This is a genomic window from Arthrobacter sp. NPDC056691 (genome assembly GCF_042791415.1).
Taxonomy (GTDB): domain Bacteria; phylum Actinomycetota; class Actinomycetes; order Actinomycetales; family Micrococcaceae; genus Arthrobacter.
The window spans coordinates 1,495-26,188 of sequence record NZ_JBHTXX010000047.1 but is presented as its reverse complement, the minus strand read 5'-3'; the positions used below and the strand labels follow the sequence as shown (position 1 = coordinate 26,188).

At 64.7% G+C, this 24,694-nt stretch carries 25 protein-coding genes and 1 pseudogene; 15 read left to right on the top strand and 11 right to left on the bottom strand.

What is annotated here, in order from left to right; all coding sequences use genetic code 11:
- Positions 1-243 precede the first annotated feature (243 nt).
- On the top strand, positions 244-2,634 hold the full coding sequence (locus tag ACFRAU_RS24400) for an ATP-binding cassette domain-containing protein (RefSeq protein WP_377997330.1): 2,391 nt from the start codon (positions 244-246) through the stop codon (positions 2,632-2,634).
- 75 nt (positions 2,635-2,709) lie between these two features.
- On the opposite strand, the gene ACFRAU_RS24395 is transcribed toward ACFRAU_RS24400, so the two are convergent.
- Positions 2,710-3,939 (bottom strand): amidohydrolase family protein, encoded by a 1,230-nt coding sequence (locus ACFRAU_RS24395; RefSeq protein WP_377997352.1) that lies wholly within the window; start codon positions 3,937-3,939, stop codon positions 2,710-2,712.
- Between the two features lie 606 nt (positions 3,940-4,545).
- Here ACFRAU_RS24395 and ACFRAU_RS24390 point away from each other — a divergent pair.
- The 5 genes and pseudogenes from ACFRAU_RS24390 to ACFRAU_RS24370 all read left to right on the top strand — a co-directional run bounded on the left by ACFRAU_RS24390 (position 4,546) and on the right by ACFRAU_RS24370 (position 7,406).
- Positions 4,546-5,883: an amidohydrolase family protein gene (locus tag ACFRAU_RS24390; protein WP_377997331.1), complete on the top strand. Its 1,338-nt coding sequence runs from the start codon at positions 4,546-4,548 to the stop codon at positions 5,881-5,883.
- A gap of 329 nt (positions 5,884-6,212) precedes the next feature.
- Positions 6,213-6,419 (top strand): annotated as a pseudogene (locus ACFRAU_RS24385) (ornithine cyclodeaminase family protein); the annotation flags it as partial.
- Positions 6,420-6,425: 6 nt separating this feature from the next.
- Positions 6,426-6,578 (top strand): hypothetical protein, encoded by a 153-nt coding sequence (locus tag ACFRAU_RS24380; protein ID WP_377997353.1) that lies wholly within the window; start codon positions 6,426-6,428, stop codon positions 6,576-6,578.
- A gap of 10 nt (positions 6,579-6,588) precedes the next feature.
- The gene (locus ACFRAU_RS24375) at positions 6,589-6,696 is read left to right on the top strand and encodes a hypothetical protein (RefSeq protein ID WP_377997332.1); all 108 of its coding nucleotides are present in this window, start codon (positions 6,589-6,591) and stop codon (positions 6,694-6,696) included.
- A 41-nt stretch (positions 6,697-6,737) separates the two neighbouring features.
- Complete coding sequence (locus ACFRAU_RS24370; protein WP_377997333.1) at positions 6,738-7,406, top strand: GntR family transcriptional regulator; 669 nt, start codon at positions 6,738-6,740, stop codon at positions 7,404-7,406.
- A gap of 1,117 nt (positions 7,407-8,523) precedes the next feature.
- On the opposite strand, the gene ACFRAU_RS24365 is transcribed toward ACFRAU_RS24370, so the two are convergent.
- A complete protein-coding gene (locus ACFRAU_RS24365) occupies positions 8,524-8,676 on the bottom strand; it encodes a hypothetical protein (protein ID WP_377997334.1) in 153 nt (50 codons plus the stop codon).
- Positions 8,677-8,846: 170 nt separating this feature from the next.
- Between ACFRAU_RS24365 and ACFRAU_RS24360 the strand changes: the two genes are divergently transcribed.
- Positions 8,847-10,304, top strand: a complete 1,458-nt coding sequence (locus ACFRAU_RS24360) for a GntR family transcriptional regulator (protein ID WP_377997335.1) — start codon at positions 8,847-8,849, stop codon at positions 10,302-10,304.
- A 78-nt stretch (positions 10,305-10,382) separates the two neighbouring features.
- Here ACFRAU_RS24360 and ACFRAU_RS24355 read toward each other — a convergent pair whose 3' ends face one another.
- Complete coding sequence (locus ACFRAU_RS24355) at positions 10,383-10,775, bottom strand: hypothetical protein (protein WP_377997336.1); 393 nt, start codon at positions 10,773-10,775, stop codon at positions 10,383-10,385.
- Positions 10,776-11,142: 367 nt separating this feature from the next.
- Positions 11,143-11,580 (bottom strand): DUF5956 family protein, encoded by a 438-nt coding sequence (locus ACFRAU_RS24350; protein ID WP_377997337.1) that lies wholly within the window; start codon positions 11,578-11,580, stop codon positions 11,143-11,145.
- A 242-nt stretch (positions 11,581-11,822) separates the two neighbouring features.
- Here ACFRAU_RS24350 and ACFRAU_RS24345 point away from each other — a divergent pair, with 242 nt between their 5' ends.
- Complete coding sequence (locus ACFRAU_RS24345; protein WP_378001799.1) at positions 11,823-13,016, top strand: serine hydrolase domain-containing protein; 1,194 nt, start codon at positions 11,823-11,825, stop codon at positions 13,014-13,016.
- An 18-nt stretch (positions 13,017-13,034) separates the two neighbouring features.
- Here the strand turns inward: ACFRAU_RS24345 and ACFRAU_RS24340 are convergent, their stop codons facing one another.
- Both ACFRAU_RS24340 and ACFRAU_RS24335 read right to left on the bottom strand, forming a co-directional pair.
- Positions 13,035-13,826, bottom strand: a complete 792-nt coding sequence (locus ACFRAU_RS24340) for an alpha/beta fold hydrolase (RefSeq protein WP_378001805.1) — start codon at positions 13,824-13,826, stop codon at positions 13,035-13,037.
- A gap of 31 nt (positions 13,827-13,857) precedes the next feature.
- A complete protein-coding gene (locus tag ACFRAU_RS24335; RefSeq protein WP_377997340.1) occupies positions 13,858-14,490 on the bottom strand; it encodes a dihydrofolate reductase family protein in 633 nt (210 codons plus the stop codon).
- A gap of 137 nt (positions 14,491-14,627) precedes the next feature.
- On the opposite strand from ACFRAU_RS24335, the gene ACFRAU_RS24330 reads away from it, so the two are divergent.
- A complete protein-coding gene (locus ACFRAU_RS24330; protein ID WP_377997341.1) occupies positions 14,628-15,392 on the top strand; it encodes an MBL fold metallo-hydrolase in 765 nt (254 codons plus the stop codon).
- A gap of 41 nt (positions 15,393-15,433) precedes the next feature.
- Here ACFRAU_RS24330 and ACFRAU_RS24325 read toward each other — a convergent pair whose 3' ends face one another.
- From ACFRAU_RS24325 to ACFRAU_RS24310, 4 genes are all read right to left on the bottom strand, one after another.
- Positions 15,434-16,111, bottom strand: coding sequence for a cyclodeaminase/cyclohydrolase family protein (locus ACFRAU_RS24325; RefSeq protein WP_377997342.1), 678 nt, complete (start codon positions 16,109-16,111; stop codon positions 15,434-15,436).
- 127 nt (positions 16,112-16,238) lie between these two features.
- On the bottom strand, positions 16,239-17,015 hold the full coding sequence (locus ACFRAU_RS24320) for a glycoside hydrolase family 16 protein (RefSeq protein ID WP_377997343.1): 777 nt from the start codon (positions 17,013-17,015) through the stop codon (positions 16,239-16,241).
- 131 nt (positions 17,016-17,146) lie between these two features.
- Positions 17,147-17,620, bottom strand: a complete 474-nt coding sequence (locus ACFRAU_RS24315) for a VOC family protein (RefSeq protein ID WP_377997344.1) — start codon at positions 17,618-17,620, stop codon at positions 17,147-17,149.
- A 93-nt stretch (positions 17,621-17,713) separates the two neighbouring features.
- A complete protein-coding gene (locus ACFRAU_RS24310; RefSeq protein ID WP_377997345.1) occupies positions 17,714-18,097 on the bottom strand; it encodes a VOC family protein in 384 nt (127 codons plus the stop codon).
- Positions 18,098-18,194: 97 nt separating this feature from the next.
- Between ACFRAU_RS24310 and ACFRAU_RS24305 the strand changes: the two genes are divergently transcribed.
- A complete protein-coding gene (locus ACFRAU_RS24305; RefSeq protein ID WP_377997346.1) occupies positions 18,195-18,605 on the top strand; it encodes a DUF3054 domain-containing protein in 411 nt (136 codons plus the stop codon).
- 109 nt (positions 18,606-18,714) lie between these two features.
- Positions 18,715-18,996 (top strand): Lrp/AsnC family transcriptional regulator, encoded by a 282-nt coding sequence (locus tag ACFRAU_RS24300; RefSeq protein ID WP_003800871.1) that lies wholly within the window; start codon positions 18,715-18,717, stop codon positions 18,994-18,996.
- A gap of 65 nt (positions 18,997-19,061) precedes the next feature.
- Here ACFRAU_RS24300 and trpD read toward each other — a convergent pair whose 3' ends face one another.
- Positions 19,062-20,132, bottom strand: coding sequence for an anthranilate phosphoribosyltransferase (gene trpD / locus ACFRAU_RS24295; RefSeq protein ID WP_377997347.1), 1,071 nt, complete (start codon positions 20,130-20,132; stop codon positions 19,062-19,064).
- Positions 20,133-20,244: 112 nt separating this feature from the next.
- Here trpD and ACFRAU_RS24290 point away from each other — a divergent pair, with 112 nt between their 5' ends.
- The 4 genes from ACFRAU_RS24290 to ACFRAU_RS24275 all read left to right on the top strand — a co-directional run bounded on the left by ACFRAU_RS24290 (position 20,245) and on the right by ACFRAU_RS24275 (position 24,614).
- Entirely contained in the window at positions 20,245-20,919 is a 675-nt protein-coding gene (locus ACFRAU_RS24290) for a heme-copper oxidase subunit III (protein WP_003800868.1), read from the top strand.
- Positions 20,920-21,007: 88 nt separating this feature from the next.
- A complete protein-coding gene (locus ACFRAU_RS24285) occupies positions 21,008-21,796 on the top strand; it encodes a c-type cytochrome (protein ID WP_377997348.1) in 789 nt (262 codons plus the stop codon).
- Positions 21,797-21,895: 99 nt separating this feature from the next.
- Positions 21,896-22,966, top strand: a complete 1,071-nt coding sequence (locus ACFRAU_RS24280; protein WP_377997349.1) for a Rieske 2Fe-2S domain-containing protein — start codon at positions 21,896-21,898, stop codon at positions 22,964-22,966.
- On the top strand, positions 22,944-24,614 hold the full coding sequence (locus tag ACFRAU_RS24275) for a cytochrome bc complex cytochrome b subunit (protein ID WP_377997350.1): 1,671 nt from the start codon (positions 22,944-22,946) through the stop codon (positions 24,612-24,614). The genes ACFRAU_RS24280 and ACFRAU_RS24275 overlap by 23 nt, the downstream gene beginning before the upstream one ends.
- Positions 24,615-24,694 lie beyond the last annotated feature (80 nt).

The window sequence follows — 24,694 nt, the reverse complement described above, 5'->3', positions numbered from 1 at the left end:
GCAGCCCGTGCGACGATCGCCGTCCCGAACCAGGCACACTCCGGGTGGCCCGCCCCCCCCCCCGCCGGGGCCCCCACCCGGGGGCCCCCCCGCCCGCCGCCCCCCCCCCCCCGGCCGTGGTGCGGAGCCACTGTCGCCGCATCCCCGGTTCCTGTTGCCGCAACGACGCCAACGAACAAGAATCAGACATGGCGCGCGAAGCCGGCGGGCTCGGCCCACCACCGCTGAACAGATGGAGACACGATGACCACAACGACGAGGACGGACGCGCAGGCATCCGGACTGCACACCGCCGACGGCCATGACCTTATCCGCGTGCAGGGCGCGCGCGTGAACAACCTCAAGGATGTCAGCGTCGAGATCCCCAAGCGCCGCCTGACCGTGTTCACCGGTGTCTCCGGCTCGGGCAAGAGCTCCCTGGTGTTCGGCACGATTGCCGCTGAGTCGCAGCGGATGATCAATGAGACGTACAGCGCGTTCGTGCAGGGGTTCATGCCGACGCTGTCGCGGCCCGAGGTCGACGTGCTGGAGGGCCTGACAACGGCCATCATCGTGGACCAGGAGCGGATGGGGGCAAACCCGCGCTCCACCGTGGGCACCGCAACCGACGCCAACGCGATGCTGCGGATCCTTTTCAGCCGGCTGGGCCAGCCGCACATCGGCTCGCCGAACGCCTACTCCTTCAACATCCCGACGGTGAAGGCGAGCGGAGCGATCACCGTGGAGCGGGGGAACAAGACCAAGGCGGAGAAGGCAACATTTAACAGGCTTGGCGGCATGTGCCCCCGCTGCGAGGGCATGGGCAACGTCAGCGACTTCGACCTCGCGGCGCTGTATGACGACAGCAAGTCGCTCGGCGGGGGCGCCCTGAGCATTCCGGGCTACAGCATGGACGGCTGGTACGGCCGCATCTTCAGCGGAGCCGGCTTCAACATGGACAAGCCGATCAACAAGTTCACCAAGAAGGAGTTGCACGACCTGCTCTACAAGGAGCCAACGAAAATCAAGGTCGAGGGCATCAACCTGACCTACGAGGGCATCATCCCCAAGATCCAGAAGTCGATGCTGTCCAAGGATGTGGACTCGCTGCAGCCGCACGTTCGAGCCTTCGTGGAGCGGGCCATCACCTTCACGACGTGCCCTGACTGCGGCGGCACCCGGCTCAGCCAGGAAGCGCTGTCATCGAAGATCAAAGGCAAGAACATCGCCGACGTCTGCACCATGCAGATCACCGACCTGGCCGACTGGATCCGGGGCCTCGACGAGCCGTCCGTGGCTCCGCTGCTGGCCGGGCTGCAGCACCTTTTGGACTCGTTCGCGGAAATCGGCCTGGGCTACCTCTCGCTGGACCGGCCCTCGGGCACGCTGTCCGGGGGTGAGTCGCAGCGCACCAAGATGATCCGCCACCTGGGCTCGTCCCTTACCGACGTCACCTACGTCTTCGACGAGCCCACGATCGGCCTGCACCCGCATGACATCGAGCGGATGAATTCGCTGCTGCTCCAGCTGCGTGACAAGGGCAACACCGTGCTCGTCGTGGAGCACAAGCCGGAGAGCATTGCCATCGCCGACCACGTCGTCGACCTCGGCCCGGGTGCCGGCACCGGGGGCGGCACCGTCTGCTTCGAGGGCACCGTGGACGGACTCCGGGGGAGTGACACCATCACTGGCCGGCACCTCGATGACCGGGCGCAGCTCAAGGCGTCGGTGCGCTCCGCTTCCGGCGCGCTGGAGATCCGCGGTGCGTCGACGAACAACCTCAAGAACGTCGACGTCGACATCCCGCTCGGTGTGCTCTGCGTCCTGACCGGCGTGGCCGGGTCCGGCAAGAGCTCGCTGATCCACGGCTCGGTCGCCAAGCGCGATGGCGTGGTGGTGATCGACCAGGCCGGCATCCGCGGTTCGCGGCGCAGCAACCCGGCCACGTACACAGGGCTGCTCGAGCCGATCCGCAAGGCGTTTGCCAAGGCCAACGGGGTGAAGCCTGCATTGTTCAGTTCCAACTCCGAGGGCGCCTGCCCCACGTGCAACGGCGCCGGTGTCATCTACACGGACCTGGGTGTCATGGCCACCGTCGAGACCACCTGCGAGGAGTGCGACGGCAAGCGGTTCCAGGCGGCGGTGCTGGAGTTTACGCTCGGCGGCCGGAACATCGCCGAGGTGCTGGCGATGTCGGTGGCCGAGGCTGAGGAGTTCTTCGAAGACGGGGACGCACGCACCCCGGCCGCCCACAAGATCCTCGACCGGCTGGCCGACGTCGGGCTGGGTTATTTGACCCTCGGCCAGCCGCTCACCACGCTCTCTGGCGGTGAGCGGCAGCGGCTCAAGCTGGCCGCGCAGATGGCCGACAAGGGTGACGTTTACATCCTCGACGAACCGACCACCGGCCTGCACCTTGCCGACGTCCAAAACCTGCTGGGCCTGCTCGACCGGCTCGTCGACTCGGGCAAGTCGGTGATCGTCATCGAGCACCACCAGGCGGTCATGGCGCACGCCGACTGGATCATCGACCTCGGACCGGGCGCGGGCCACGACGGCGGCAAGATCGTCTTCGAGGGATCGCCGGCAGATCTTGTTGCCGGCCGTTCAACGCTGACCGGCGAGCACCTCGCAGCGTACGTCGGCGCCAGCTGACGGACCAGCGCGAGCGGACACTTGCGGCCTGAATTCAGGTGATTCCGGGGCCGCAAGTGTCTGTTCGCGGGTGGGTTATGCCGGGCCCGGCAGAACGGACAGCCCGTCGGCGACAACCCTGCCGTGGTGGATGACCGTGCGGTCCGCGCCGCGGTCCATGACGGTGCTCGTGACGGTTTCGCCGTCGACCAGGACAATGTCCGCCGCGTCCCCAACGGCCAGGCCGGGCCGGTCGTCCGGGCCCGTGAGGCGCTGGATTGTGCGATCCATGATGGAGGCACCCCCGATGGTGGCGATCGCGGCGCAATGCTCGATCAGCCGGTCCTTGCGCAGCCGGTGGGTGAAGGCAAGCTGCCAGGTGCGGTCCAGCATGTCGCAATTGCCGTACGGGCTCCAGTAGTCCCGCTGGCCGTCCTCGCCCAGCCCGACCCTGATCCCGGCGTCGGCCATCTGGGCGAGGTCGAACTGCGTACCGCCGCTTGCGGGGGCGACCGTCGCCCACGCAATGTCCAACCCGGCCATCTGCTCGAGGAGCCGGGCGGTCACGTCGGGGTGGACGTTGGCCAGGTCGTAGGCGTGGGAGAGGGAGACGCGCCCCTCCATGCCCAGTGCCCGGGTGCGTTCAAAGATGAGTTCCGCGCTGAATACGCCGAGGTGGCCAGGCTCGTGCAGGTGGATGTCGACGTCGACCCCGTACTTCTCTGCCAGGCCAAAAACGATGTCCAGGTGGCGCGCCGGGTCCCGGTCCAGCTGGCAGGGATCTATGCCGCCGATGGTCGTGGCACCTGCCCTGAGGGCATCCTCAAGCAGGGGCACGGTCCCGTCCTCAAGCAGGAGTCCAGCCTGGGGGAATGCCATGATCTCCACCGTTGCCGCGTGGGCGAAACGTTCCCTGGCGGCCATGACCGCTTCGAAGCGCTCCAGCTTGCAGTCGACGTCGATCTGGGCGTAGGAGCGGACGCGCGTGGTGCCCCGCGCGATCATCCGTTCCAGTGTTCCCGCCACCAGCTCCGGGTAGGGGATGGGCGTGTCGCGCCAGTTTTCCCGGTCGTTGCACATCATGTTCCATACCCCGGGCGCCCCCGTATGCTCCCGGAACGGCAATCCGATCCGGGTCGAATCGAGGTGGACGTGGACGTCACTGAACGCCGGAATGGCGATCCGGTTACGCCCGTCCACTGCGTCACGGGCATTCCCGGCACCATCGACGGCGCCGCCCGGCGGGTGAAGGGCAGCAATCCGCCCCTCGTGGACCTCGACGTCCACAGCGTCGCCGCCCCACGGGCGGACATTGCTGATCAGCATGGTTGTTCCTTTCGGCCGGTACTGGAAGTTCATGGCAGCCTGGGCGAGGGCCGCCGCGGCTACGAAGCTCGCCGTGAACGTTATCAGGGCGACGACGACGATCTTCCAGCTCAGTGAGCGGAGCGCCTTTACGTCCCGGCCGTGCTGCATGCCGATCAGGGCAATCATGGGCGGGCCAGCAAACCGAACGTTGATGTTCTGCGTGGCGGAAGCTCCATTAGGTATACCAAAAGACTGTAGGCGCATATCCATGGAGAGGCAAGTCACATTTTGCTCGAGGCCTGGCAACACAGGCCGCGGCGCACGCCGAGGGTCGGCGGCTGTTCGGCCGGATGCGGGCATCAGACTCCGAGCGGGACTTCCGCCGCCGGGAGCCGGACGAGCCGTTCCCGCCCTCCTAGCGGCCGGCCGAAATCGCAGCGGCGGCCGCTGGTTCGATAAGACGCAATCACCATTGAATTGGTATACCAAACACCGTATGGTTGGGACATCCGATCCCGACTGCAGCTAGCTGGGAAAGCCCGTCCATGCTCTGCAGTAACCCAGACCCTGACCGGCTCATGTGGCCCCGCTCATGCGTCCCGGACCATCCCCTTGGAGAGAACAATGTGCCTGCACGACCACACCCCGGCAGCCCTGCCCGCAACTGCCGTCCCGCGCCGCGGCATCCTGGCCGGGGCAGCGGCACTGGCTGGAATCTCGGTGGCCGGCCTTGCCGCCCAGCTTGGAAACGCCCCCGCCGCGACGGCTGCAGGCAATCCTGCGAACTCCCGCCGCCCGGAGCGCCCCGTTTCACCCCCACCCATGATCATTGAAGGCGGCACCATCGTGGACCCCAAGACGGGCGCTGCAGTGGAAGACGGCGTCCTGGTGCTGGAAGGTGGAAAGGTCAGCGCCGTGGGCAGCCGTGACGAAACACGGCGTGCTGTGGCCGCTCTGGCCGGCAGGGCCCGTACGGTGGACGCCTCCGGCCGCTGGGTCCTTCCCGGCCTCATCGATGTGCACGTGCACGCCAATGCGCTGTCCGATGCAGCGACCATCCTGCACGGCGGGGCGACCAGTGTCAGGAGCGGCTCGACCAGCTTCTACCAGGACGTCGCCCTCGCTGCCTTGCCCGAGTGGGCGGCGGGTGCATCGCCCCGGATGACCCCGGCAGGCTTGTTCATTTCACCCGAACTGGGGGAGTCACTCCTTGCGGACCCGGACCTGGCGCCACTTGCATCCCTGCGTGGAGGAGTGACTGAACCTGCGGACCTCGCCTACCTCGCGGGGGTCAACCTGAAACGCGGCGCCCAGGTGATCAAGACCAGGGCAAATCCGCGCGCTGGCCTGCCGGAGCAGGACCCCCGGGAACTCGTCTACAGCTACGAGCAACTGTCTGCGGTGGTCAAGGCGGCAGGCAAGGCGGGCGTGCTCTGCCACGCGTACAGTGCGGAGGGGATCGACGGCGCGGTCCGGGCGGGCGTGCGCAGTATCGAGCACGGCGTTTTCGTCAGCGAAGCGACCATCTCCCGGATGGCCCGGCGCGGGACGTACTTCACGCCCACCCTCGACGCCATCACCGGCATGTCAGGCTCATCCAACCCCGTCCTTGCCGCACGGGGCCGGGAATACACGCCCATCATCAAGGAGGCGGTGCGGGCTGCCCACGAGGCGGGTGTGACGGTGGTGGCAGGCACCGACTCCTTCGGGTCCGAGGTGACTCCGATTGGCACCGAGGTGCGTCTGCTCGCGGAAGCCGGGCTTTCACCGCTGGATGCCCTGAGGGCAGCGACAGTCAATGCCGCCGCCCTGCTCGGCCGGAGCGAGGACGCCGGACGTTTGCTGCGCGGTTCCTATGCGGATGCCGTGGTTGTGAACGCCGATCCGCTGACCAGCGCGTCAGCCCTGGAGCAGATCCGCGCCGTGGTGGCACAAGGCGTCCTGGTACGGAACGACCTCTGATTCAGCAGCCAGGTCCGGGAACCCTGCGCACCCACCATCCGCCCTCTTCTCCAGAAAGCATTCATGCCCCTGATTCTCACGGCCTCCGAGCTCCAGAGGCTGGCCGACATGCCCGGGACCATCGCCGCCGTCGAACGCGCCTTTGCCGGTCTCAGCCGGGGCACCGCCGCCCAGCCCGCGCCGGATACGCTCCTCCTGCCGTCCTCCGATGCGAGGTTTTTGCCCATGGCGGCCCTGTCCGGCGTCGAGGAGCTGGCGTCCGAAAAGCTGCTGGCGGACATCCCGGAGAACCGGGCGGCCAACCTGCCAGCGCAGCGGTCCACGACACTGTGGCTTCCTTCTGCCACGAAATTTCCCGGTACGGGCTCAACGTCACGCGGGCGGCCGGCGTTCAGGAAGCCGTGGAAGGTGCCGACGTGCTGTGCACCCTCACGCCGGCTGTTGAGCCTCTGGTCAAGGGGGAGTGGTTCCAGCCCGGCCTCCACATAAACGCCGTCGGATCACGCCCCCGGCCGGTCCAACCGGAAATTGATTCGGCGCGCATGGTGCGCGCACGGGTTTTCGTGGACAGCCTCGCCACGGCAAAGGCCAAGTCCGGCGGCCTGGTCATTCCGGTGGCCGAAGGCGTGATGGGCTTCGAAGACGTGGAAGCCGAACGTGGCGGCCGGGACAAAAGCCGGGCGCCTGGGGGATAAGGACGTAACCTTGTTCAATTCGGTGGGTATCGGTCTGCAGGATCTGGCAATCGGCCGGTTCTTGTATGACGCTGCCCTCAAGCAGGGGATCGGCACCCATGTGGAGCTGAACAACTGAGACGGGCGGATCCATGACGCCGGGAATAGCGGGAGGCAGCAGTGACAGTCCAGACGGAATCTCCCGCGTCCTCGGCGGACGCTACCCGGGCGCGGATCCGCGAGCTGATCATCTCCGGTACTTTTGCGCCCGGATCCCGGCTCAGGGAACGCGAGCTGTCCCAGGCCCTGGATGTCTCCCGGGTTCCCGTCCGGGAGGCGCTCCAGCAACTGGAAGCCGAAGGCTTCATCGACACCTCGCCCCGGCGCGGGGCCACGGTCAAGCAGATCACGCTGCGGGACGTCAACGAACTCTTTGACGTGAGGCTAAGCCTTGAAGTTCTGGCGGCGCGCCTCGCGGCCCAGGCAGCGGCACGTGGCCAGTCGTCGTCGCGGCTGAAGCTGGTGATGGACCAGGCAGAAGAGGCAACCTTGGGCCGCGATGAGGCACAGATACCGCTGCTGAACACGGCCCTGCATGCAGAGATCGTTTCGATGGGGGGCAACTCGCTGCTGGAGTACTCCATGAAGCCCCTGCTGGGTCGGATGCAGTGGCTCTTCACCCTGACCGGCCACCGTGATCCGCAGGTACAGTGCGCCGAACACCTGAGCCTGTGCCAGGCTATCTATGACGGCAAGGCAGAGCTCGCGGCGGCGCTGGCCTTTGCCCATGTTGAGCTTGGCCGTGCACCCTCACTCCAGGGGCTGGCGGGACGCCTGCCTGAGGGTTGAGCCGGCGCCGAGCGGCCCGGCTTAGTAAGCCAACTTATTGAAGACTCAACCAACTAGCTGTATATGTAAGGCTCAGCGGGGGGACGCACCTTGCCGCGAGACTTTGGGGGATCCATATGAATTTGCAGCAGAGGGACGATCCTCGCTATCAGCACTTAAAGAAGATTGCCGACCTATTGGATTGGGCCGGCGATCTCGCGGGTGCAGAGTTCACGGATGAGTCCCGCGAGGCCTACGCCCTGGCGCGGAAATTTCACGATCATGCTGACTCGCTTGGGGCAGCGGCCGCTGAACGCCGCGCGTCAAGATAGGCTGCCGGACGGCACCCGAAGGCCAGGGGCTGAAAGTGTCAAACATTATGTCAAGTTACCCCGGCAGATGCGTCCTCTTAAGCGTGACGCCCGAACAATCACGCCCGGCCACGCCGGGATGCGGGCGGATGGGTGGCGGCCCGGGATTCCTGACGGGCTTTGCCCAAAGGGTTTCTGCTGGACCACGCACGACGTGAACGTCCGTAGACAAAGATCAGAAACCGACGCGGCTCGGATCCCGTCGAGGCGTAAGCGGCCGGCGAGCACTCTGGGGCAGCAACTTCTTGACCGAATTACGTCCAAATCCTACGGACACACATCTGAGCTGCGGGCCTTTCGGCGCCCACTTCTGCAAGGCTGAACAAAACGCCGATAATCAGCATTATGTAAAGTAAAGTCACGAACGCTGCATCGGACGCTCGATCGACCCCTCCGCCGTCGCCGCGCCCAGATCGATGATTCGCCGGCTGGCCTACTCGGCAGTTCGCGCCGGGCGCCGTCTACTACGGAAACGCCTGTGACGCGATTTACGGCACGAGTCCACGGAACACCTAGACGTGACAGCGACCTAAGTGGATTAGCCCTTCGGAGATCTAAGCCGCGTGAAGCAGGTCGCCCTGCACGCCGCCTCCGACCGTGGCTTGTCGTGGAGATGGCTTGGACCGACGGGTACCGCGAGGCCTTGGACCCCTCCCCCGCCAAGGGGCTAATTATTCGAGTCGCAACGTCTGCCGTGGTGATGCTGCGGCCGCGCGTGCCATTTCACCGGGGGGCGCGATTCTGCGGGGAATCTGGAGTCTTCCAGCTCAAGCGTGATGGCTGCTGCGGACCGCCTGCGGTGCACAAACAAAGAACAGCGGCTGCTCCACCTGGGCGAACGGCACGACGAGCCACCGACCACCATAGAACTCGACGTACGAGTCCGGCGTGCACCTGGCGAAAGCTTCTTCGCGTGTCATCGTCATTCCTTTCACCATAGGCTTTTGCGTTTTCAGGAATTTCATCACCGTCAGAACCCTTCAGCTCAGACATCGTTCCGGCGTCCCCGAGTGATACTCTTAACTGTAGACCTTCATTGATAAAGGTCAATAGACATTCAAGGTTAAATGTCACTTCATCGGGAGCCTCAGTGGTTACTTGGAAAGAGCAACTCGCCTTCGCACCTCTGGAGAATGCCGACCGCGGCGAGGAGGTCGGACGCCGGCTTAGGCACGCCATCGAACTCGGTGTACTCGAAGACGGTTCCCAGCTGCCGAGCGAAAGCTATCTTGCGTCCAGGATGGGCGTTTCCACTTTGACACTGCGGGCCGCACTTGCCGAGTTGCGCGGGCTGGGACTTGTGGAGACCCGACGCGGCAAAGGCGGCGGAAGTTTCGTGAAGGCCAACACCGGGGACATCGCCCGCGTGCAGCGCCAGTCTCTTGCCGCCTATTCCCTGGAAGACCTGCGGGATTTGAGGGAATACCGCGCCTTCTTGGCCGGCAGTGCGGCCGCGGCCGCCGCGACTGCCAACCGGACCCACCGGCTCTCGATGGGACGCCTCGTGCACACATCCGTCGAGATCCGGGACTGCGAGCATCCGGCGGACGCGATCCGGGCGGACAGCAAGTTTCACATCGAGCTCGCGGCCAGCTCCGGGTCTGTGAGACTCACCCGGCAGGAAGTCGCCCTGCAGGCCGAAGTAGGCCCCCTGATCTGGGTAAACCCGGCCGGCCACAAGGACGCGGCCGCAGAAGACCACACTAAAATCGTGGAGGCGATCAGGAACGGCGACGTCGCTGCCGCCCGAGCGCTGGCCGAAGAACACATCAGGCGGGACATGAACCTGGTCATCGACGAGCGAATGGAGATGGAACGAATACCGACCGATGCGCCGCACGGCCCAGCCTCCAGCGACGACTCAGTGGCCGCCATCGAATCACTCGCCGCCATGTTTTCCGGAACGGCCTCCACATCAATGCGCGAGCTCGAGCAAGCGGTGCGTGCGAGCATCGGGTCCGGAGTCAGCAGAGACAGGGCCGACTCGGACATCTATGGTGCGGCCCGCAGAGCGGTGGCCATCGGCGTTCCACTCCTCTACGGGACCGGCTTCATCGCCGAGCAGTCGTATTTCGGCGAGAGCTGGATTGCCTGGTGCTATACGCCAGCGGGTCCGGAGTCGCCACAGCGGCTCTACATCGACATGGACCTCTACGACGTCGTCACAGCGCCGTGGCGCCCCGACGATACCGCTGATGACACCACCATCCACACCAGTCACGCGTACGTCGATGCGAGTGGAACGAACGAGAACATCATCACGTTCAGCAAGCGAGTCACCATCGCTGGAGACTATGTCGGAGCCGTCGCTGCCGACATACGCGTTGGCCAACTCCAGAGCGCGTTCGAGCCCCTCCTCCGGCCGTTGCCGCCGAACACCTGCATCGTGGACCAGCACGGTGCGATCATCGCAACCAACACGGGCCGCTTCGTTGGCGGAACCATCCCCGTAGCCGACCAGGTTGCACGTCGAGCCCTTCCTGGAGTCCCGTGGTGGCTTTGCATGGGACTCGCCGGAGAAGATGCAAGCCCTGTAACGAGCCAATGAGGGGCCTGCGCTGACGCGCCGCGGATCGGGGCTGCCAATTGAAGCTTCGGCCAAGCCTTGCACCCACCGGGTCCCGGGTCAGCGGGTGTGGACCCAGCCGATGCCGCCGCCGAAGCGGATGCTGCAGCCGCATACGGCGCAGGACCATTTGCCCTGAACCCATCGGCGTTCGGTTATCTTGCGGCAGGGGCTGATTTCCGGGCCGTCGGCTTCGGCACTGGCCCGCACCATCGCGGCCAGCATGACCCGGACATCCGTCTCGTAAATATCCATCGCGTGGAAGTCGCGCAGCTCGCAGCCGCCCCCGCGCAGGCACGCCCCATCGTGGAGCCGGCGGGCGATCGAAAGCACCGCCTGGTCGTTGACGGTGACGGTCAGGACTGGGGCGGCGAAGCGTTCCGCGGGGCAGCCCCGGGGCGGCGGATGATCCGCAAACGAATCGTCGATCAGGTCGTTTATTGTGGCGGTCATCGCGTGCTCCTGTGGTTGTTGTTGTCCCCCTCGCCTGCGGCATCCTGTGATGCCAGTCACGTTCCTCGTTTGAAGCAAAAGTACGCCACTTTAAACATCTAGTCCAGCCTTTTTTAGCAATCAAAATTTCTAGGTTGATGGCGCGGGCATGGCTTTGGGCACAGAGCCGAGGCCCGTAGTCGGGAAAGTTGCAGCCAAAGCCGGTTAGGCTCGCCGAAATCTCGAATGAAAAGAGTCGCAACTGAGGTTTTATAGATGACACTCCCCCGCCAGTGCGTCTGGGGACGAGCAGGGAATCCCCCATCCAATGGAATGCACTGGCACCCCGGGGAGAGCGGGCGGACCCATTCATTACCGGTGGATACGATCAGCCACCTCCGGCGTAGAAGTCGCTGAGTACTCCAGCAAAAATGGGACGCAGCTGGTTTGGGTCGACGATGCCGTCAGCAGCCCGGAGAATGGCGGCGTCGACGTCTGCCAGGAAAGCCTCGGGTGTTGCATGGCTGTCCGGAACACGAATCATCCAGACGTATCCTCTGGGACGCGGCGGCAGGCCGGCGTCTCGGAGAAAGGTGTCGATGTCGTCATCGACTGCTTGCCGGTCAGCGGCCGTGAACGGTTCGTCGAAAGGCTTCCGCCAATCTGCGCTCCCAGTGTGGCCGGACACCGTCCTGCCCGCGTCAGAAGAGCGGCGGCGTCGCAGGTTCCCGTCGCCGGCCGCCCATCCCATCAGGGCTCCCCAGCCGTTCTCAGACAGCTCAGCCCATCGTGCTGACGGCTCGGACTCCTGTACGTCATTCCACATGGTTACTCCCTGCCGGCGGTGAGGCGCGTGACGCTGACTCCACAATGACGGGCCGCACCAGATCGCGCCAGGGAAAAGTTTCTGCCGCAGAGCCCGCAGGGTCTCCCGGCGGCGGGTTCCCTAACGCGGGGGCGGAACATAATATTGATGTGCTGGAACGACGGCCCCTCACCAAGTCTGGCCGGGCGTGGTGCCGCACACGGCCAGGCGCCTGCCACTTCTTCCTTAGTCGGAGGGCTCGGATGGGCTCAAAGAATCGCACCTGGAGGCGAGCCGCCTTCGCTATCGTCCTCGCGGCCTCTGGCTGCACCTACACCACGGACGACCCCCAACCGTCGCCGACATCATCGGATGCGTTCGCGTCATTGGAGCGACAGGTCCAGTTGTTCATGTATCAAGGGGCGGTGGCCGCCGTCGTCCAAGTGCGCTGGCCGGAGGGCGAGTGGTCCAGGGCATACGGCGTGCGCGACCTCGAGTCCGTGACCCCGGCGCAGACGACCGACCGAGTAGAGGTTGCAAGTGTCACCAAAACCATGACAGCCGTGGCCGTGCTCAGGCTCGTGGACGACGGCCTCATCGGCCTCGACGACCCTGTCAATGACGTTATTCCCGGGTTCACGGCCGCGCTCAAGCCTCCGGGTCCGATCACCGTGAGGCAGCTGCTTAGCCACACATCCGGTATGCCGGAGGTAAACGATGCACTGCCGCACGACGTTGACTTCCGCCCTGTCCTCGCCCGGACACTGACCATGGAGCGGGCTCTCAGGCTAGCCGGGACCCTCCCCTGGACCGCGGCCAGCGTCGGGTCCTTCATGTACTCAAACACGAACTATATCGCTCTCGGGCTCCTGATCCAGACACTGAGGCACAAGCCGTTCGTCCAAGTCATGCGTGAAGAGGTCTTTGACCCGCTCGGCCTGAAGAACACCAGCCTGGACCGAATTGACCTGCACGAGACCGGACTCTTGCACGGCTACGTTACCCTCCGCGGTGAGCGGATCGACACCACAGACAACACCTTCGCTAGCGGTTCTCCGGCGGCGGGGGCGGTGTCGACAGTGGCGGACTTGAACCTCTTCATGGCCGCCCTCTTCCAGGGACGGGCCGTCTCGGCGGCGTCCTTGCGGGAGATGAAGACAAGTCCCGGCTTCCTTGGGTATGGGTTGGGGCTGTGGCAGCACGGGGACGGTTGCTCGCCCGCGAAGCGGCAAGAGGGCCGTGGCAACTTCTGGGACTACCAAACGGTCGCAGTCAGCAGCGACGACGGGCGGTACCAGGCCGCCATGACCGTCACCGTGCCGCCGATGCCCACCGAGTTCGAGGACCCGTCCAGCGCGAACAGGCGTGACCTCCTGAATGGCCAGATCGAGTCCACCCTCAACGAAACCCTGGACAGGCTCTGCCAGCCGGCCACCAATGGCGCACGGCAGTCATAGGTCAACCGCTTCGAAAACTCACGGGTCAGTGTCAAGGCCATGTTCACGCACACGGTCGAGCCACTCTGTGACCAGGGCCCTGATGAGGCCGGGCTGCTCGTGCGGCAGCGCATGACCGGCGCGGTCGAGCACTGCGAATGTAGCCCGCGGATAGTGCTCCAGCAGATCCCATTGACCGGCGTACCCAACCATGGAGTCCTGGCGTCCGGTGACGATAAGGACGGGGCCGAAGTATGGTGGACCCCCTTCGGGACTGCTGCTGAACCGCCAGTGTTGGCCGACGCGCTCAAGCCCGGCTTCGTCGACCAGACCAAGAGCGGGGACGACGTACTCCTTGTACCGCTCCAGCATGGCCTGCGTCTGCACGACGAAGTAGTCGCGGAAGACGGTCTCTTCGGCCGGATCAAGCGTCCCGGGCGGATCGGCTGAGGTCCGGAAGACCCGGTGCGCAGGAAGATCCCGGACGTTCTCACCCAACGGACAGATCAACGCGAGCCCTGTCACCTGCTCCCGGCACCTGCCGGCGATGGCGCGGGCATAGTAGGCTCCGGCGGAATGGCCTATGAGCCGGAACTCCCCCTCACCGATCACACCATCGATAAACTCGAGCAGGAGGTCAAGAACGTCGTCGGCACTCTCCAGCGCGCCAGACGGTGTGTGCCCCATGCCCGGCAGATCCGGGTAAAGTCGCCGACAATCCGGTAGCTCGCTAAGTATTGGCTCCATGGCACCGACCATCTCCCGGTGATCCACGCCGGCACCGTGTAATACCAGGATCGGAGCACCGTCGCCGTACTCGACATAATGCACTGGTATTCCGCGCGCTTTGTACTCCACGGCGTCAGCCTAATTTTCGGGGGCCGACGGTGGAGGTCGCATACTCCGGCCGCCCGCGGGGCCGGTACGTCTGAATGGTGATGCCCCGGGACGTGATCCGCGAGCTGACCAGCTCGAGCGCCATATCTGGACCCGAATCGGGGAAGAGCCGCGTGCCCTGGCCGACAACGACGGGATAGGTAACCAGGTCGAGCTGGTCAACCAGGTCGTTCGCCAGCAGCCATCGAACGAGGGCGCCGCTGCCCGGGACCAGCAACTCGCCGTCGTGCTTCGCCTTCAGTTCAGCCATGGCAGTGGCAAGGTCGCCGCTCACGACAGTCGTGCCCGCCCACTGCGGATCGACGAGGCTGGTGGACACCACGTATTTGGGCCGGCTGTTCAGCGCGGCGGCAATCGGGTTCGTTTCAGGATTGGGCATCGCTCCCCAGTAGCCCGCGAAGATTTCGTACGTCCGGCGGCCAAAAAGGAACGCGTCCGCGCCGCCGTACACCTGGTTGAGATAGTCCCCTGCTTCCTCGTCGAGAAGCGGGATGGCCCATCCGCCGCGGTCGAAGCCGCCGCTGCGGTCCTCGTCCGGTCCGCCCAACCCCTGCATCACGCCGTCAACCGAGATGTTGGTCGTGGTGGTCAACCTCATGTCGTGTCACCTTGTCGAACAGCGGCCGCGGACCCCTGCCGGATCTGCGCTACCGGCTACAGACAAGCACACTTGCGGTAGCCACGCGAGGGCAAAATGGGGACGGGCGCCCGCCGCCCGGTGGCTAGGATGTGCATGTGAAGCAGCAAACCCATCAGTGGCAGGCCTCCGCCGGCACGTCCGAGGTGTCCCCCGGTGTCTTTTTCGTCGAGGGCCCGGCGTCAAACTGGATCGTGGTCCGCGACGAAACCGGATTCATGATCATCGACAGCGGGTACCCGTCCGACCGTCCCCTGGTCCTTGATTCCATTCGGCAGCTGGGCCTGCGTCCGTCTGACGCCCGGGCCATGCTCATCACGCACGGCCATGTCGACCACACCGGGGCAGCGGCCTATTTCTCCGAAACATATGGGACACCCATCCTGTGCGCGCCGGAAGAGCTGGCCCACGTCCAAGGCAGGGAAAAGCACCAGGTCACGTTCGGCCAGGTCATCGTCCGCGCCTGGCGGCCCCGCGTGTTCCGTTGGATGGTCCATGTCATCAAGGCGGGAGCCCTCAAGGCGACGCCGGCAACGGATGCCCGGGCCTGGAGCGCAGCCACGCTGAGGAAGCTTCCCGGAAAGCCGGAAGCCGTTCTGCTGCCGGGGCACACCCCGGGCAATGTCGTGATCCAGCTTCCTGAAGCCGGTGCCGCCGTGGTCGGTGATTCGTTCGTCAGCGGCCATCCGATCAGCCGGAGTCACGGACCCCAGATGCTGCACCCGATGTTCCACACCGACCCCGCACAGGCGCTCGCGGCCACCCACAGGCTGGACGAGATCGACGCCTCGGTAGTGCTGCCGGGCCATGGCGCCGCCCTCCGCATGCCGCTGGCCGACGCGCTGGCAGCCCTGCGCGGCTAGCCCGGCCCGGTGGCGTTCCGCCCGCCCCAAGAACGACGTTGCTAAGCAGTCTCCTGGGAACCGGGGCCGGCAGGAGCGGAACGGTGATTCACCTCGGCAGTCAGCCTGTCGATCCGGTCGACGGCGGCGTCAAGGTTTTCGATTGTCGACCACAGGGCAGGCTGCTCTTCCCGGATCTGTTCAGGCGTGCGGCCGGCGGAGGTGAGCGCAGCGAGGTCGAACCTCACGTTGGTCCGCGCTCCGGTCACCGCTGCCCTGAGGGCCCCGAATGCAACGACGACATCGGCAACAAGTGCTGCATTTCCGTTGGAAGACAGCCATTCCAGGTCCGCAATGGCGTCGATTGCGCGCTCGCCGAGCACGGCAGAGGCCTTGGCCGCAGCTACGGATGCCCGGTGTATTGCGTCCTCCCGTTCCGGGCCCGGATCCAGCCGGAAGGCGGCGCCGAAAGCCCGGGACGCTGAAGCATCCTCATCGGCCAGCCGAAGGGCAGCCTCCCGCAGCGAACGCACCCGCGCGTGAACGTCGGCCAACTCCTGACGCCGGCGCCCGTCAGGTTCCGTATATCCGGCGACCATCGATGCCAGGGACGCAGCGATGGCAAGCATGACGCCCGCCCCGGCGCCACCGCCAGGCGAACCGACGGACTCCGCCAACGCCTGCGTCCACTCCTCAACTGTCGAACGCTGGGTCGTTACCGGCGTCGAATCATCACTCATGGCACCAGTCTGCCCCAGGACGCTCTTTCTGCTCAGCCGAAAACAATTGGGAACGGACGCTGACAGAAAAACGGACGACGGCGGGACCTCCCGCCGTCGTCCCCCGGAGACTTTTCCAGATCCGGTGCTACCGGTAGACACGCACCCAATCGACGATCATCTGGGTTTGGTTGGTGATGGTTCCGTCCGGGAACCAGTCGAGCTGAAGGGTCTGGTGCATTCCCACAGGCGGCAGATGGGCCGGATTGGTGTCGATGTACCACGGGACACCGTCGATATAACCGGTGATTCCGGTCCGGGTCCATTCAACGGCGTAGTTGTGCCACTGGGTAAGGTCGAGTGCCTTGGCCGCCCGGGTCTGATAGTTGGACCGCGTGCAGGCGTAATGCAGGCTGAACTTGATCACGTTGACATTGCCGAGCGCCTCCGCGTAGTCAACCTCGGCGCAGTTCGGCGACTTGTTGTCGTTGGGCCACAGCAGCACCACGGGGTGATATTCCACGTCCCGGACAGTGGTCCTCATCCGCGTTTCCCAGCGGCCGTACTTCTGCTGGGCGAACGTGGCCGATACCCCGCCCGTGGTGCCATGGGAGTCACCTGTGATGAAGAGCGCCCCGCTGGCAACTTTCACTGCCTTCGGGCTGCGGATCCCGTTGCCAGCGTGGCCCAGGCTGTCGTACACCTTCCACTTCAGCGGGTTGGGCGGTCCCAAATAGTTGAACTCATCACCGGCCACCACCGGACCCCAGTTTCGCAGGACGGCGGTCTGCACGTTCGGCACGACAGTCGCAGCGAACGCCCCGTCCCCCTGCCCCACGGAGAAGTCCTCGTTCAGATTAATGGCCACCACATTCAACACAACGGCAGCGATGATTGCCGTTGCCAGCTTTCGCCTCCACAGCATGACTTCACCTCGGTTTGCAGCCTTCGCAGCGCCCCGCCCAACGCAACCTGTTCAGTACCTTGGGCACAGGGTACTGAGCCCTTCTTGGGAAAACCTTGAGGTTTTTGGGTCTGGGCCGGCTGGCCGGGGAACTACCCGCCGTTGTAAGCCCGCTGGAGTTCGGCGATATCCAGCTTCTGCATGCCCAGCATGGCCTGGACCACGCGCTGGGCCCCGGCCGGGTCCGGCCCGTTAATGAGCTGGCTGAGAACTTGCGGCACTATCTGCCACGAAACGCCGTACCTGTCCTTGAGCCACCCGCACTGGCTCTCACTCCCGCCGTCCGTAAGGGAGTTCCAGTAGCGGTCAACCTCTTGCTGCGAGGCGCAGTCCACCACGAAGGACACTGCCTCGCTGAAGGAGAACGCCGGTCCACCGTTCAGTGCCTGGAATACCTGGCCCTCGATTTCAAATTCCACGACGACCGCCTGGCCTGCCTGCCCAGAACCGCCCTCGCCAAAGCGCGAGACGCTGGTGACCGAGGCATTGTCGAAGACGGACACGTAGTATTCGGCCGCTTCCTCCGCCTGGTTATCGAACCACAGGCAAGGTGTGATTTTCTGCACGCTTTCCTCCTCCGTGAGGCCGAAGCACGGTCCGCCCTGAGACTAGTCCCGCCCAGCGCCGGGAACAACGGGCGCCGGCGGCCTGACGCTGGCTCAGGCGGGTGTCCCGGCGTCGGACGAGTGGCTCACCAGCCCTACGGTGTTTCCTTCGCTGTCCCGGATGAACGCCATCCATTCATCCGTGCCCGCGGGGCCGAGCCGTGCATCATCGTGATGGAAGATCACGTGCGGGGCACCAGTCACCTCCACTCCCCTTGCCTCCAGCTCCGCCACGTGTGACCGCACATCCGCCACGTTGAGGTAGATCAGCGACGACGGCGCTCCCCGCTCCAGCAGCAGCCGGACGCCGTCGAGATCAAAGAACAGCAGACCCGGCGGGTCAAAGACCGCCGCCGGCGCAGTGCCCAGCAGGGCGGAATAGAACTCCGCCGCCCGGTCAAGGTCCTCGGCATGCTGCGCGATCTGGGTGAGCTTCACCAGGCCTCCTTCAGGGTGCACATGGGTTCCTGCCTGACATCGTCACTGGATCTTCCGGTCAGGGCAAGACCCGGCAAAAACGGATAGGCTCGGAAGCATGCCTTCCACAACAGACCGTTCCGGAACACGGGCGGTTCCGGCGCCGACGGCCGCCGCAGCCGCGGCGGATTTCATTCTCATCCTGACCTTCGCCGCGATCGGCCGCGACGCCCATGCGCGCGGTGAATCACTGACCGGCATCCTGTCAACTGCCTGGCCTTTCCTTGCCGGCGCAGCCGTCGCCTGGCTGCTGCTGCGCGTCTGGCGGCGGCCATTGGCGCTATGGCCCGCCGGGGTGGCCGTCTGGCTGGGCACCGTGGCCATCGGAATGGCGCTGCGGGCGATCACAGGACAGACAGTGGTCCTCCCGTTTGTGATTGTGGCCCTGCTGAGCCTGGCCGTGTTCCTCCTCGGCTACCGCCTCGTCGTCGCAATCGTTCTCCGCCTGCGCGCACGCGGCCGCGCCTGACTCCTCGGGGCCGGGACACCCGGCTGCGGCCCTGCGGGCTGCCACCCATGTACCAGCGAACTCATGTATTAGGCTGGCAGCACAGCCAACAGATCCGGAAGGGTTCATAGTGATCACCGCATTCGTCCTGATCAAGACAGACGCCTCGCGCATCCCCGAAACGGCCGAGGAAATATCCGCCATTGAGGGCATCAGCGAGGTTTACTCCGTGACCGGCGAATGGGACCTGATCGCAGTTGCACGCGTGGCCCAGCACGAAGACCTCGCGGACGTCATCGCCGACAAGCTGTCAAAAGTGCCCGCCGTCGTACACACCACCACCCATATCGCCTTCCGTGCATACTCACAGCACGACCTCGATGCCGCATTCGCGCTGGGGTTCGAGGAGTAGTCACCGTCTGATACAAGAACGGAGGGCCATGCACCTGCATGGCCCTCCGTTCTTGTCTGAGACCGCTATTTTGCGTTTTCGGCCTGCGAGAGGCTGACCCACTTGTCGAGGACGGCAGCGGCTGCGCCTGAACCAATGGATTCCGCAGCCCGGTCCAGCGCAAGCCTCATGCGCTCAGTGAGCGGACCGTCGGCCTGAAGGTCGTAGGCCACGAGTCCCGCCGCCGCGTTCAGCAGGACGGCGTCCCTGACCGGACCGGATTCCCCGGCGAGGACGTTGCGCACGACGGCGGCATTCGCCTGGGCGTCCCCGCCGCGAAGCTGCTCCACCGTCGCCTGACGGATCCCCAGGTCCTGGGGAGAGAATGTCTGTTCGGTCACCTCGCCGCCGCGGATCTCCCACACAGTGGACGGTCCGGTGGTGGTCAGTTCATCCAGGCCGTCGCTTCCGCGGAACACCAGGCCCCGGCTTCCGCGCCGCGCCAGAACGCCTGCCACCAGCGGCGCCATGCGGGCGTTCGCTACCCCCACTGCCGAGGCCTGCACCCGGGCAGGGTTGGTGAGGGGTCCCAGGAAGTTGAAGGCTGTGGGGATCGCGAGCTCACGCCTGGGCACCGCCGTGTGGCGGAAGGACGGGTGGAAGACCTGGGCGAAGCAAAAGGTGATGCCCGCTTCCTCGGCGTTCCGCGCAACGTCAGCGATGGGGAGGTCGAGCCGCACCCCCAGCGCTTCCAGGACGTCCGCGGATCCCGACGACGACGACGCCGCCCGGTTGCCGTGCTTAACCACCTTTGCGCCCGCCCCGGCGCAGACCAGTGCGGCCATGGTGGAGATGTTTACGGTGTTAAGTTGGTCACCGCCGGTGCCCACGATGTCCAGTTTTTCGCCGGTGATGGAAATCGGATTGGCATGGGACACCATGGCGTCAACGAGGCCGGCAATCTCCTCCACAGTCTCACCCTTGGCGCGCAAAGCCACCAGGAAACCGGCGATCTGGACGGGCGTGGCGGCCCCCGACATGATGGTGTCCATGGCCCATGCCGTACTGTCCGCGCTCAGGTGTTCGCCGTTCAACAGTGCCGAGATGAGGCGCGGCCAAGTGTTGCCTGCCGCCGGTGCCGATACCTGAGAAGTCACCTCCTGATGCTATCGAGGTGCCCCTCGCAAAGACCAATGTGAACGCCGCCGGGAACTTTTCAGCGCGATTTCGCGTCTTTGTAGAAAAAGTCTCCGCAAAAGGCGGTTTGCGTTGGGCAAGCCGAAGTTTTACAGACATAATGTCTATGTGACATCTGCGACCCATGCCCCCAGTACCCCTGCGCACCCCACGCTGAACCGCCCAAATATGGTCTCCGTAGGGACCGTTGTCTGGCTCTCCAGCGAGTTGATGTTCTTCGCCGGCCTCTTCGCCATGTACTTCACACTCCGGTCCACTTCCGGCCAGATGTGGGCGGAAGAGACGGCCAAGCTCAACTTCCCCTTTGCGCTCGTTAACACCATCGTCCTCGTGGCAAGTTCCTTCACTTGCCAGATGGGCGTATTCGCCGCCGAAAGGCTCCAGCCGCGACGCAGCGGCGGGCCGCTCCAGTTCACCCGCTGGGGCATGAACGAATGGTTCACCCTGACCTTTCTCATGGGCGCATTCTTCGTTGCCGGCCAGACCACGGAATACGCCATGCTGGTCTCCGAGCACGTGTCGCTGTCCTCGAACGCCTACGGCTCCGCCTTCTACATGACCACCGGCTTCCACGGCCTGCACGTCATCGGTGGCCTCGTCGCCTTCCTGCTCATCATGGGCCGCTCCTTCGCCGCTAAGAAGTTCGGCCACTTCGAGGCGACCTCGGCAATTGTCACCTCTTACTACTGGCACTTCGTGGACGTCGTGTGGATTGGCCTCTTCCTGGTCATCTACGTCCTCAAGTAAGCCAGGCTTTTCTCCCTCTTCTCCAAGAGAACGAATTTCAAGAAGCGGCTCACGGAGCCGACGCACGATCGAATAAAGGAACCACCACGTGAAGGCACTCTCGCAGAAGCGACGTCACCCACTGGCAGCAATAGCCCTGCTGCTGATGGGCCTCCTCCTCACTGGTGGGCTGTACGCCGTTGCCACCACCGTCAACGAGGCCAAAGCCAGCACTGCAGAGTTCACCGCCAGCGATACGCAGGAAGGCCAGAAGCTCTTCGAAGCCAACTGCGCCACCTGCCATGGCATGGGTGCCAGCGGAACGCAGGCCGGTCCCTCACTGGTCGGCGTCGGCGCCGCCTCTGTTGACTTCCAGGTCGGCACCGGCCGCATGCCCATGCAGATGAACGGCCCCCAGGCCTACAAGAAGCCGGCCCAGTTCAACGACACCCAGACCCACCAGCTGGCCGCGTACGTTGCTTCGCTGGGTGCAGGTCCGGCCATCCCGGCCGACGAATACCTCGACGAAAAGGGCGATGCAGCCAAGGGTGGCGAGCTGTTCCGCACCAACTGCGCCATGTGCCACAACGCTGCGGCTGCGGGCGGTGCACTGACGCGCGGCAAGTTCGCCCCGGCGCTGGCCGATGTCACCGGCAAGCACATCTACGAAGCCATGGCCACCGGACCGCAGAACATGCCGGTGTTCAGCGACTCGAACATCACCCCTGAGGGCAAGCGCGACATCATCACCTTCCTGAAGCAGATCGAAGCCAACGGCTCCCCGGGCGGCGCAGACCTGGGTGCCCTTGGCCCCGTTTCAGAAGGCCTGTTCGTGTGGATCGCCGGCCTGGGCGTCATCATCGCCTTCACGATCTGGCTGACGTCCCGCGCGTCCTAGCCAATCCGGCACAAAAGAATGTCCTGCTGATCACTCAGCAGGTTTGGAACTGAACATTAACTCGGCAAAGGCCGAGACGAGAGAAGGATGAGGCGAATCATGGGCAACCATAGTGACGGCAGTCCGAACCACTCGGGCACCGTAGCTACGGCTGGTCAGCATGAGGTGGAGAAATTCCAGGATCCTGGAATTCCCCCGCACCGCTTGCGCCTGGCTGACACGGACCCGAAGGCCGCCAAGCGGGCAGAACGGCAGGTTGCTGCACTGTTCGCAATCTCAGTCGTTGGCACCATCATCTTCCTGGTGGCGTACTTCGCCATAGATTTGGGAGATGACTCCAGTGTTGCGACGATCCGGCTGCAGAATGCACTGCTCGGCATCGGAACGGCGTTTGCCATGCTCGGCATCGGCACCGGCATCGTGCACTGGGCCAAGGCCCTCATGCCGGACCACGAAGTTTCCGAGGAACGCCACGCGATCCGCACGGAGGACGACCGCCAGGCTGCGGTCCGCATCGTCGACGACATCGTGGAGGAAACGGGCATCAAGCGCCGTCCCCTCATCCGGAACACCCTGCTTGGCGCCGTGGCACTGGCACCCCTGCCGGCCCTCGCCATCTTCGGTGACCTCGGACCGCGCCCGGACGACAAGCTGGCGCACACCATGTGGGCCCCGCTGGACGGCAAGCTCAAGCGCCTTACCCGCGACCCCGATGGAACCCCCATCAAGGCCTCGGACGTCACCATCGGTTCAGCCTTCCACGTCATCCCTGAGGGCCTCAACGAACTGCACGAAGGCAAGCTCAACGAGAAGGCCAAGGCCGTCGTTCTGCTGATGCGCCTCAACCCGCAGGACCTCCACATCTCTGCAGGCCGCGAGAACTGGAGCTACAACGGCATCGTTGCCTACTCCAAGATCTGCACCCACGTCGGTTGCCCTGTTGCCCTCTACGAGCAGCAGACGCACCACCTGCTGTGCCCGTGCCACCAGTCAACCTTCGACCTGACCCAGGAATGCAAGGTTATCTTCGGCCCGGCCAGCCGCCCGCTCCCCCAGCTGCCCATCGCAGTTGATGATGAGGGCTACCTGGTCGCCACCAGCGACTTCAAAGAACCTGTAGGACCAAGTTACTGGGAGCGTGATGAGCATGAGCGCAGCACCAACAGCTGAAGCCCCCGCCTACGTAGCCAACACCAAAGTCGGACGCTTTACTGACTTCGTCGACGAGCGCGTCGGCGGTTCGGGAATCCTCCGCGAATTCGGCCGCAAGGTATTCCCGGACCACTGGTCCTTCATGTTTGGCGAGGTGGCGCTGTACTCCTTCGTCATCCTGCTCATGTCGGGAACGTTCCTGACGTTCTTCTTCGATCCGTCCATGGCGGAGACGCACTACGCCGGCTCTTACACGCCGCTGAAGAACGTCGAAATGTCCGTGGCCTACAGCTCTTCGCTGGACATCTCCTTCGACGTCCGCGGCGGCCTGTTCATGCGCCAGGTCCACCACTGGGCAGCACTGCTGTTCGTGGCCTCCGTGGCAGTGCACATGCTCCGCGTGTTCTTCACCGGCGCATTCCGCAAGCCCCGTGAAATGAACTGGGTTGTGGGCGGCGTCCTGCTGATCCTGGCCATGGCTGCCGGCTTCACCGGCTACTCCCTCCCCGACGACCTGCTGTCCGGTAACGGCCTGCGCATCATCGACGGCGTGATCAAGTCGATCCCGGTGATCGGCACCTACATCTCGTTCTTCCTCTTCGGTGGAGAGTTCCCCGGCACGGTCATCATCAGCCGCCTCTACACGCTGCACATCCTGCTCGTGCCGGCACTGATCCTGCTCATGATCGTCATCCACCTCTTCATGGTGGTTGTCCACAAGCACACGCAGTACCCCGGCCCGGGCCGGAACGACCGCAACGTCGTCGGCTACCCGCTGGGCCCGGTCTACGCTGCGAAGGCAGGCGGCTTCTTCTTCATCGTGTTCGGTGTCATCGCACTCATGGCTGCGTTCTTCACCATCAACCCGATCTGGAACTACGGCCCGTACGACCCCTCCCCCGTGTCCGCAGGCACCCAGCCTGACTGGTACATCGGTTGGGTTGACGGCGCCCTGCGCCTGATGCCCGGTGTGGTCAGCGGCTTCCACTTCGAATACATCATCTTCGGCCACGTCCTGACGCTGAACGTCCTGCTCCCGGCACTCGTTCCGGCAGGCGCAGTGTTCACCGTGCTGTTCACCTACCCGTGGATCGAACGCTGGATCACGAAGGACAACCGCGAGCACCACGTCCTGGACCGTCCCCGCAACGCCCCCACGCGTACGGCAATCGGCATGGCGGGCTTCACGTTCTACTGCGTCATGTGGGCCGCGGCAAGCTCCGACCTCATTGCAACGCACTTCCACGTGGCACTGAACGACGTCACGTACTGGCTGCGCGCACTGTTCTTCCTCGGACCGATCATCGCGTTCGTCGTCACCAAGCGCGTCGCCCTGGCCCTGCAGCGCAAGGACCGCGAAATCGCCCTCCACGGCCGCGAGACCGGACGCATCGTCCGCCTCCCGCACGGTGAGTTCATCGAGGTGCACGCCCCGCTGGACGAGTACAAGCGCTACAAGCTGGTTGGCTTTGAATCACTTGCACCGCTGCCCGCACAGCCGAACGAGCACGGTGTGGTGACCCGCAACGAAAACCGCCGCGCCAAGCTGTCCCGCTGGTTCTTCGAGGACAGGGTTGCTCCGGCAACGCCTGCCGAGCTGGAAGCCGGCCACGGCCACCACGAAGCTGTTGAAGCCGGCGAGGGACAGAAAACCCTCAGCCACTAGGCAGCGCCCCAAGCAGTACACAGAGAAGGGCCCGGCCCCCACCACCGCGCCGTAACAGTGGGACGAACCCAACCCCAAAG

What these genes read in the sequence shown, in the direction of transcription:
- ACFRAU_RS24320 (WP_377997343.1), bottom strand. Translation starts at nt 17,015, where the DNA reads ATGCTGTGGAGGCGAAAGCTGGCAACGGCAATCATCGCTGCCGTTGTG.
- ACFRAU_RS24400 (WP_377997330.1), top strand. Translation starts at nt 244, where the DNA reads ATGACCACAACGACGAGGACGGACGCGCAGGCATCCGGACTGCACACC.
- ACFRAU_RS24280 (WP_377997349.1), top strand. Translation starts at nt 21,896, where the DNA reads ATGGGCAACCATAGTGACGGCAGTCCGAACCACTCGGGCACCGTAGCT.
- ACFRAU_RS24305 (WP_377997346.1), top strand. Translation starts at nt 18,195, where the DNA reads ATGCCTTCCACAACAGACCGTTCCGGAACACGGGCGGTTCCGGCGCCG.
- ACFRAU_RS24395 (WP_377997352.1), bottom strand. Translation starts at nt 3,939, where the DNA reads ATGCTGATCAGCAATGTCCGCCCGTGGGGCGGCGACGCTGTGGACGTC.
- ACFRAU_RS24275 (WP_377997350.1), top strand. Translation starts at nt 22,944, where the DNA reads ATGAGCGCAGCACCAACAGCTGAAGCCCCCGCCTACGTAGCCAACACC.
- ACFRAU_RS24345 (WP_378001799.1), top strand. Translation starts at nt 11,823, where the DNA reads ATGGGCTCAAAGAATCGCACCTGGAGGCGAGCCGCCTTCGCTATCGTC.
- ACFRAU_RS24365 (WP_377997334.1), bottom strand. Translation starts at nt 8,676, where the DNA reads ATGACACGCGAAGAAGCTTTCGCCAGGTGCACGCCGGACTCGTACGTC.
- ACFRAU_RS24335 (WP_377997340.1), bottom strand. Translation starts at nt 14,490, where the DNA reads ATGAGGTTGACCACCACGACCAACATCTCGGTTGACGGCGTGATGCAG.
- ACFRAU_RS24390 (WP_377997331.1), top strand. Translation starts at nt 4,546, where the DNA reads ATGTGCCTGCACGACCACACCCCGGCAGCCCTGCCCGCAACTGCCGTC.
- ACFRAU_RS24355 (WP_377997336.1), bottom strand. Translation starts at nt 10,775, where the DNA reads ATGACCGCCACAATAAACGACCTGATCGACGATTCGTTTGCGGATCAT.
- ACFRAU_RS24380 (WP_377997353.1), top strand. Translation starts at nt 6,426, where the DNA reads ATGGTGCGCGCACGGGTTTTCGTGGACAGCCTCGCCACGGCAAAGGCC.
- ACFRAU_RS24325 (WP_377997342.1), bottom strand. Translation starts at nt 16,111, where the DNA reads ATGAGTGATGATTCGACGCCGGTAACGACCCAGCGTTCGACAGTTGAG.
- ACFRAU_RS24350 (WP_377997337.1), bottom strand. Translation starts at nt 11,580, where the DNA reads ATGTGGAATGACGTACAGGAGTCCGAGCCGTCAGCACGATGGGCTGAG.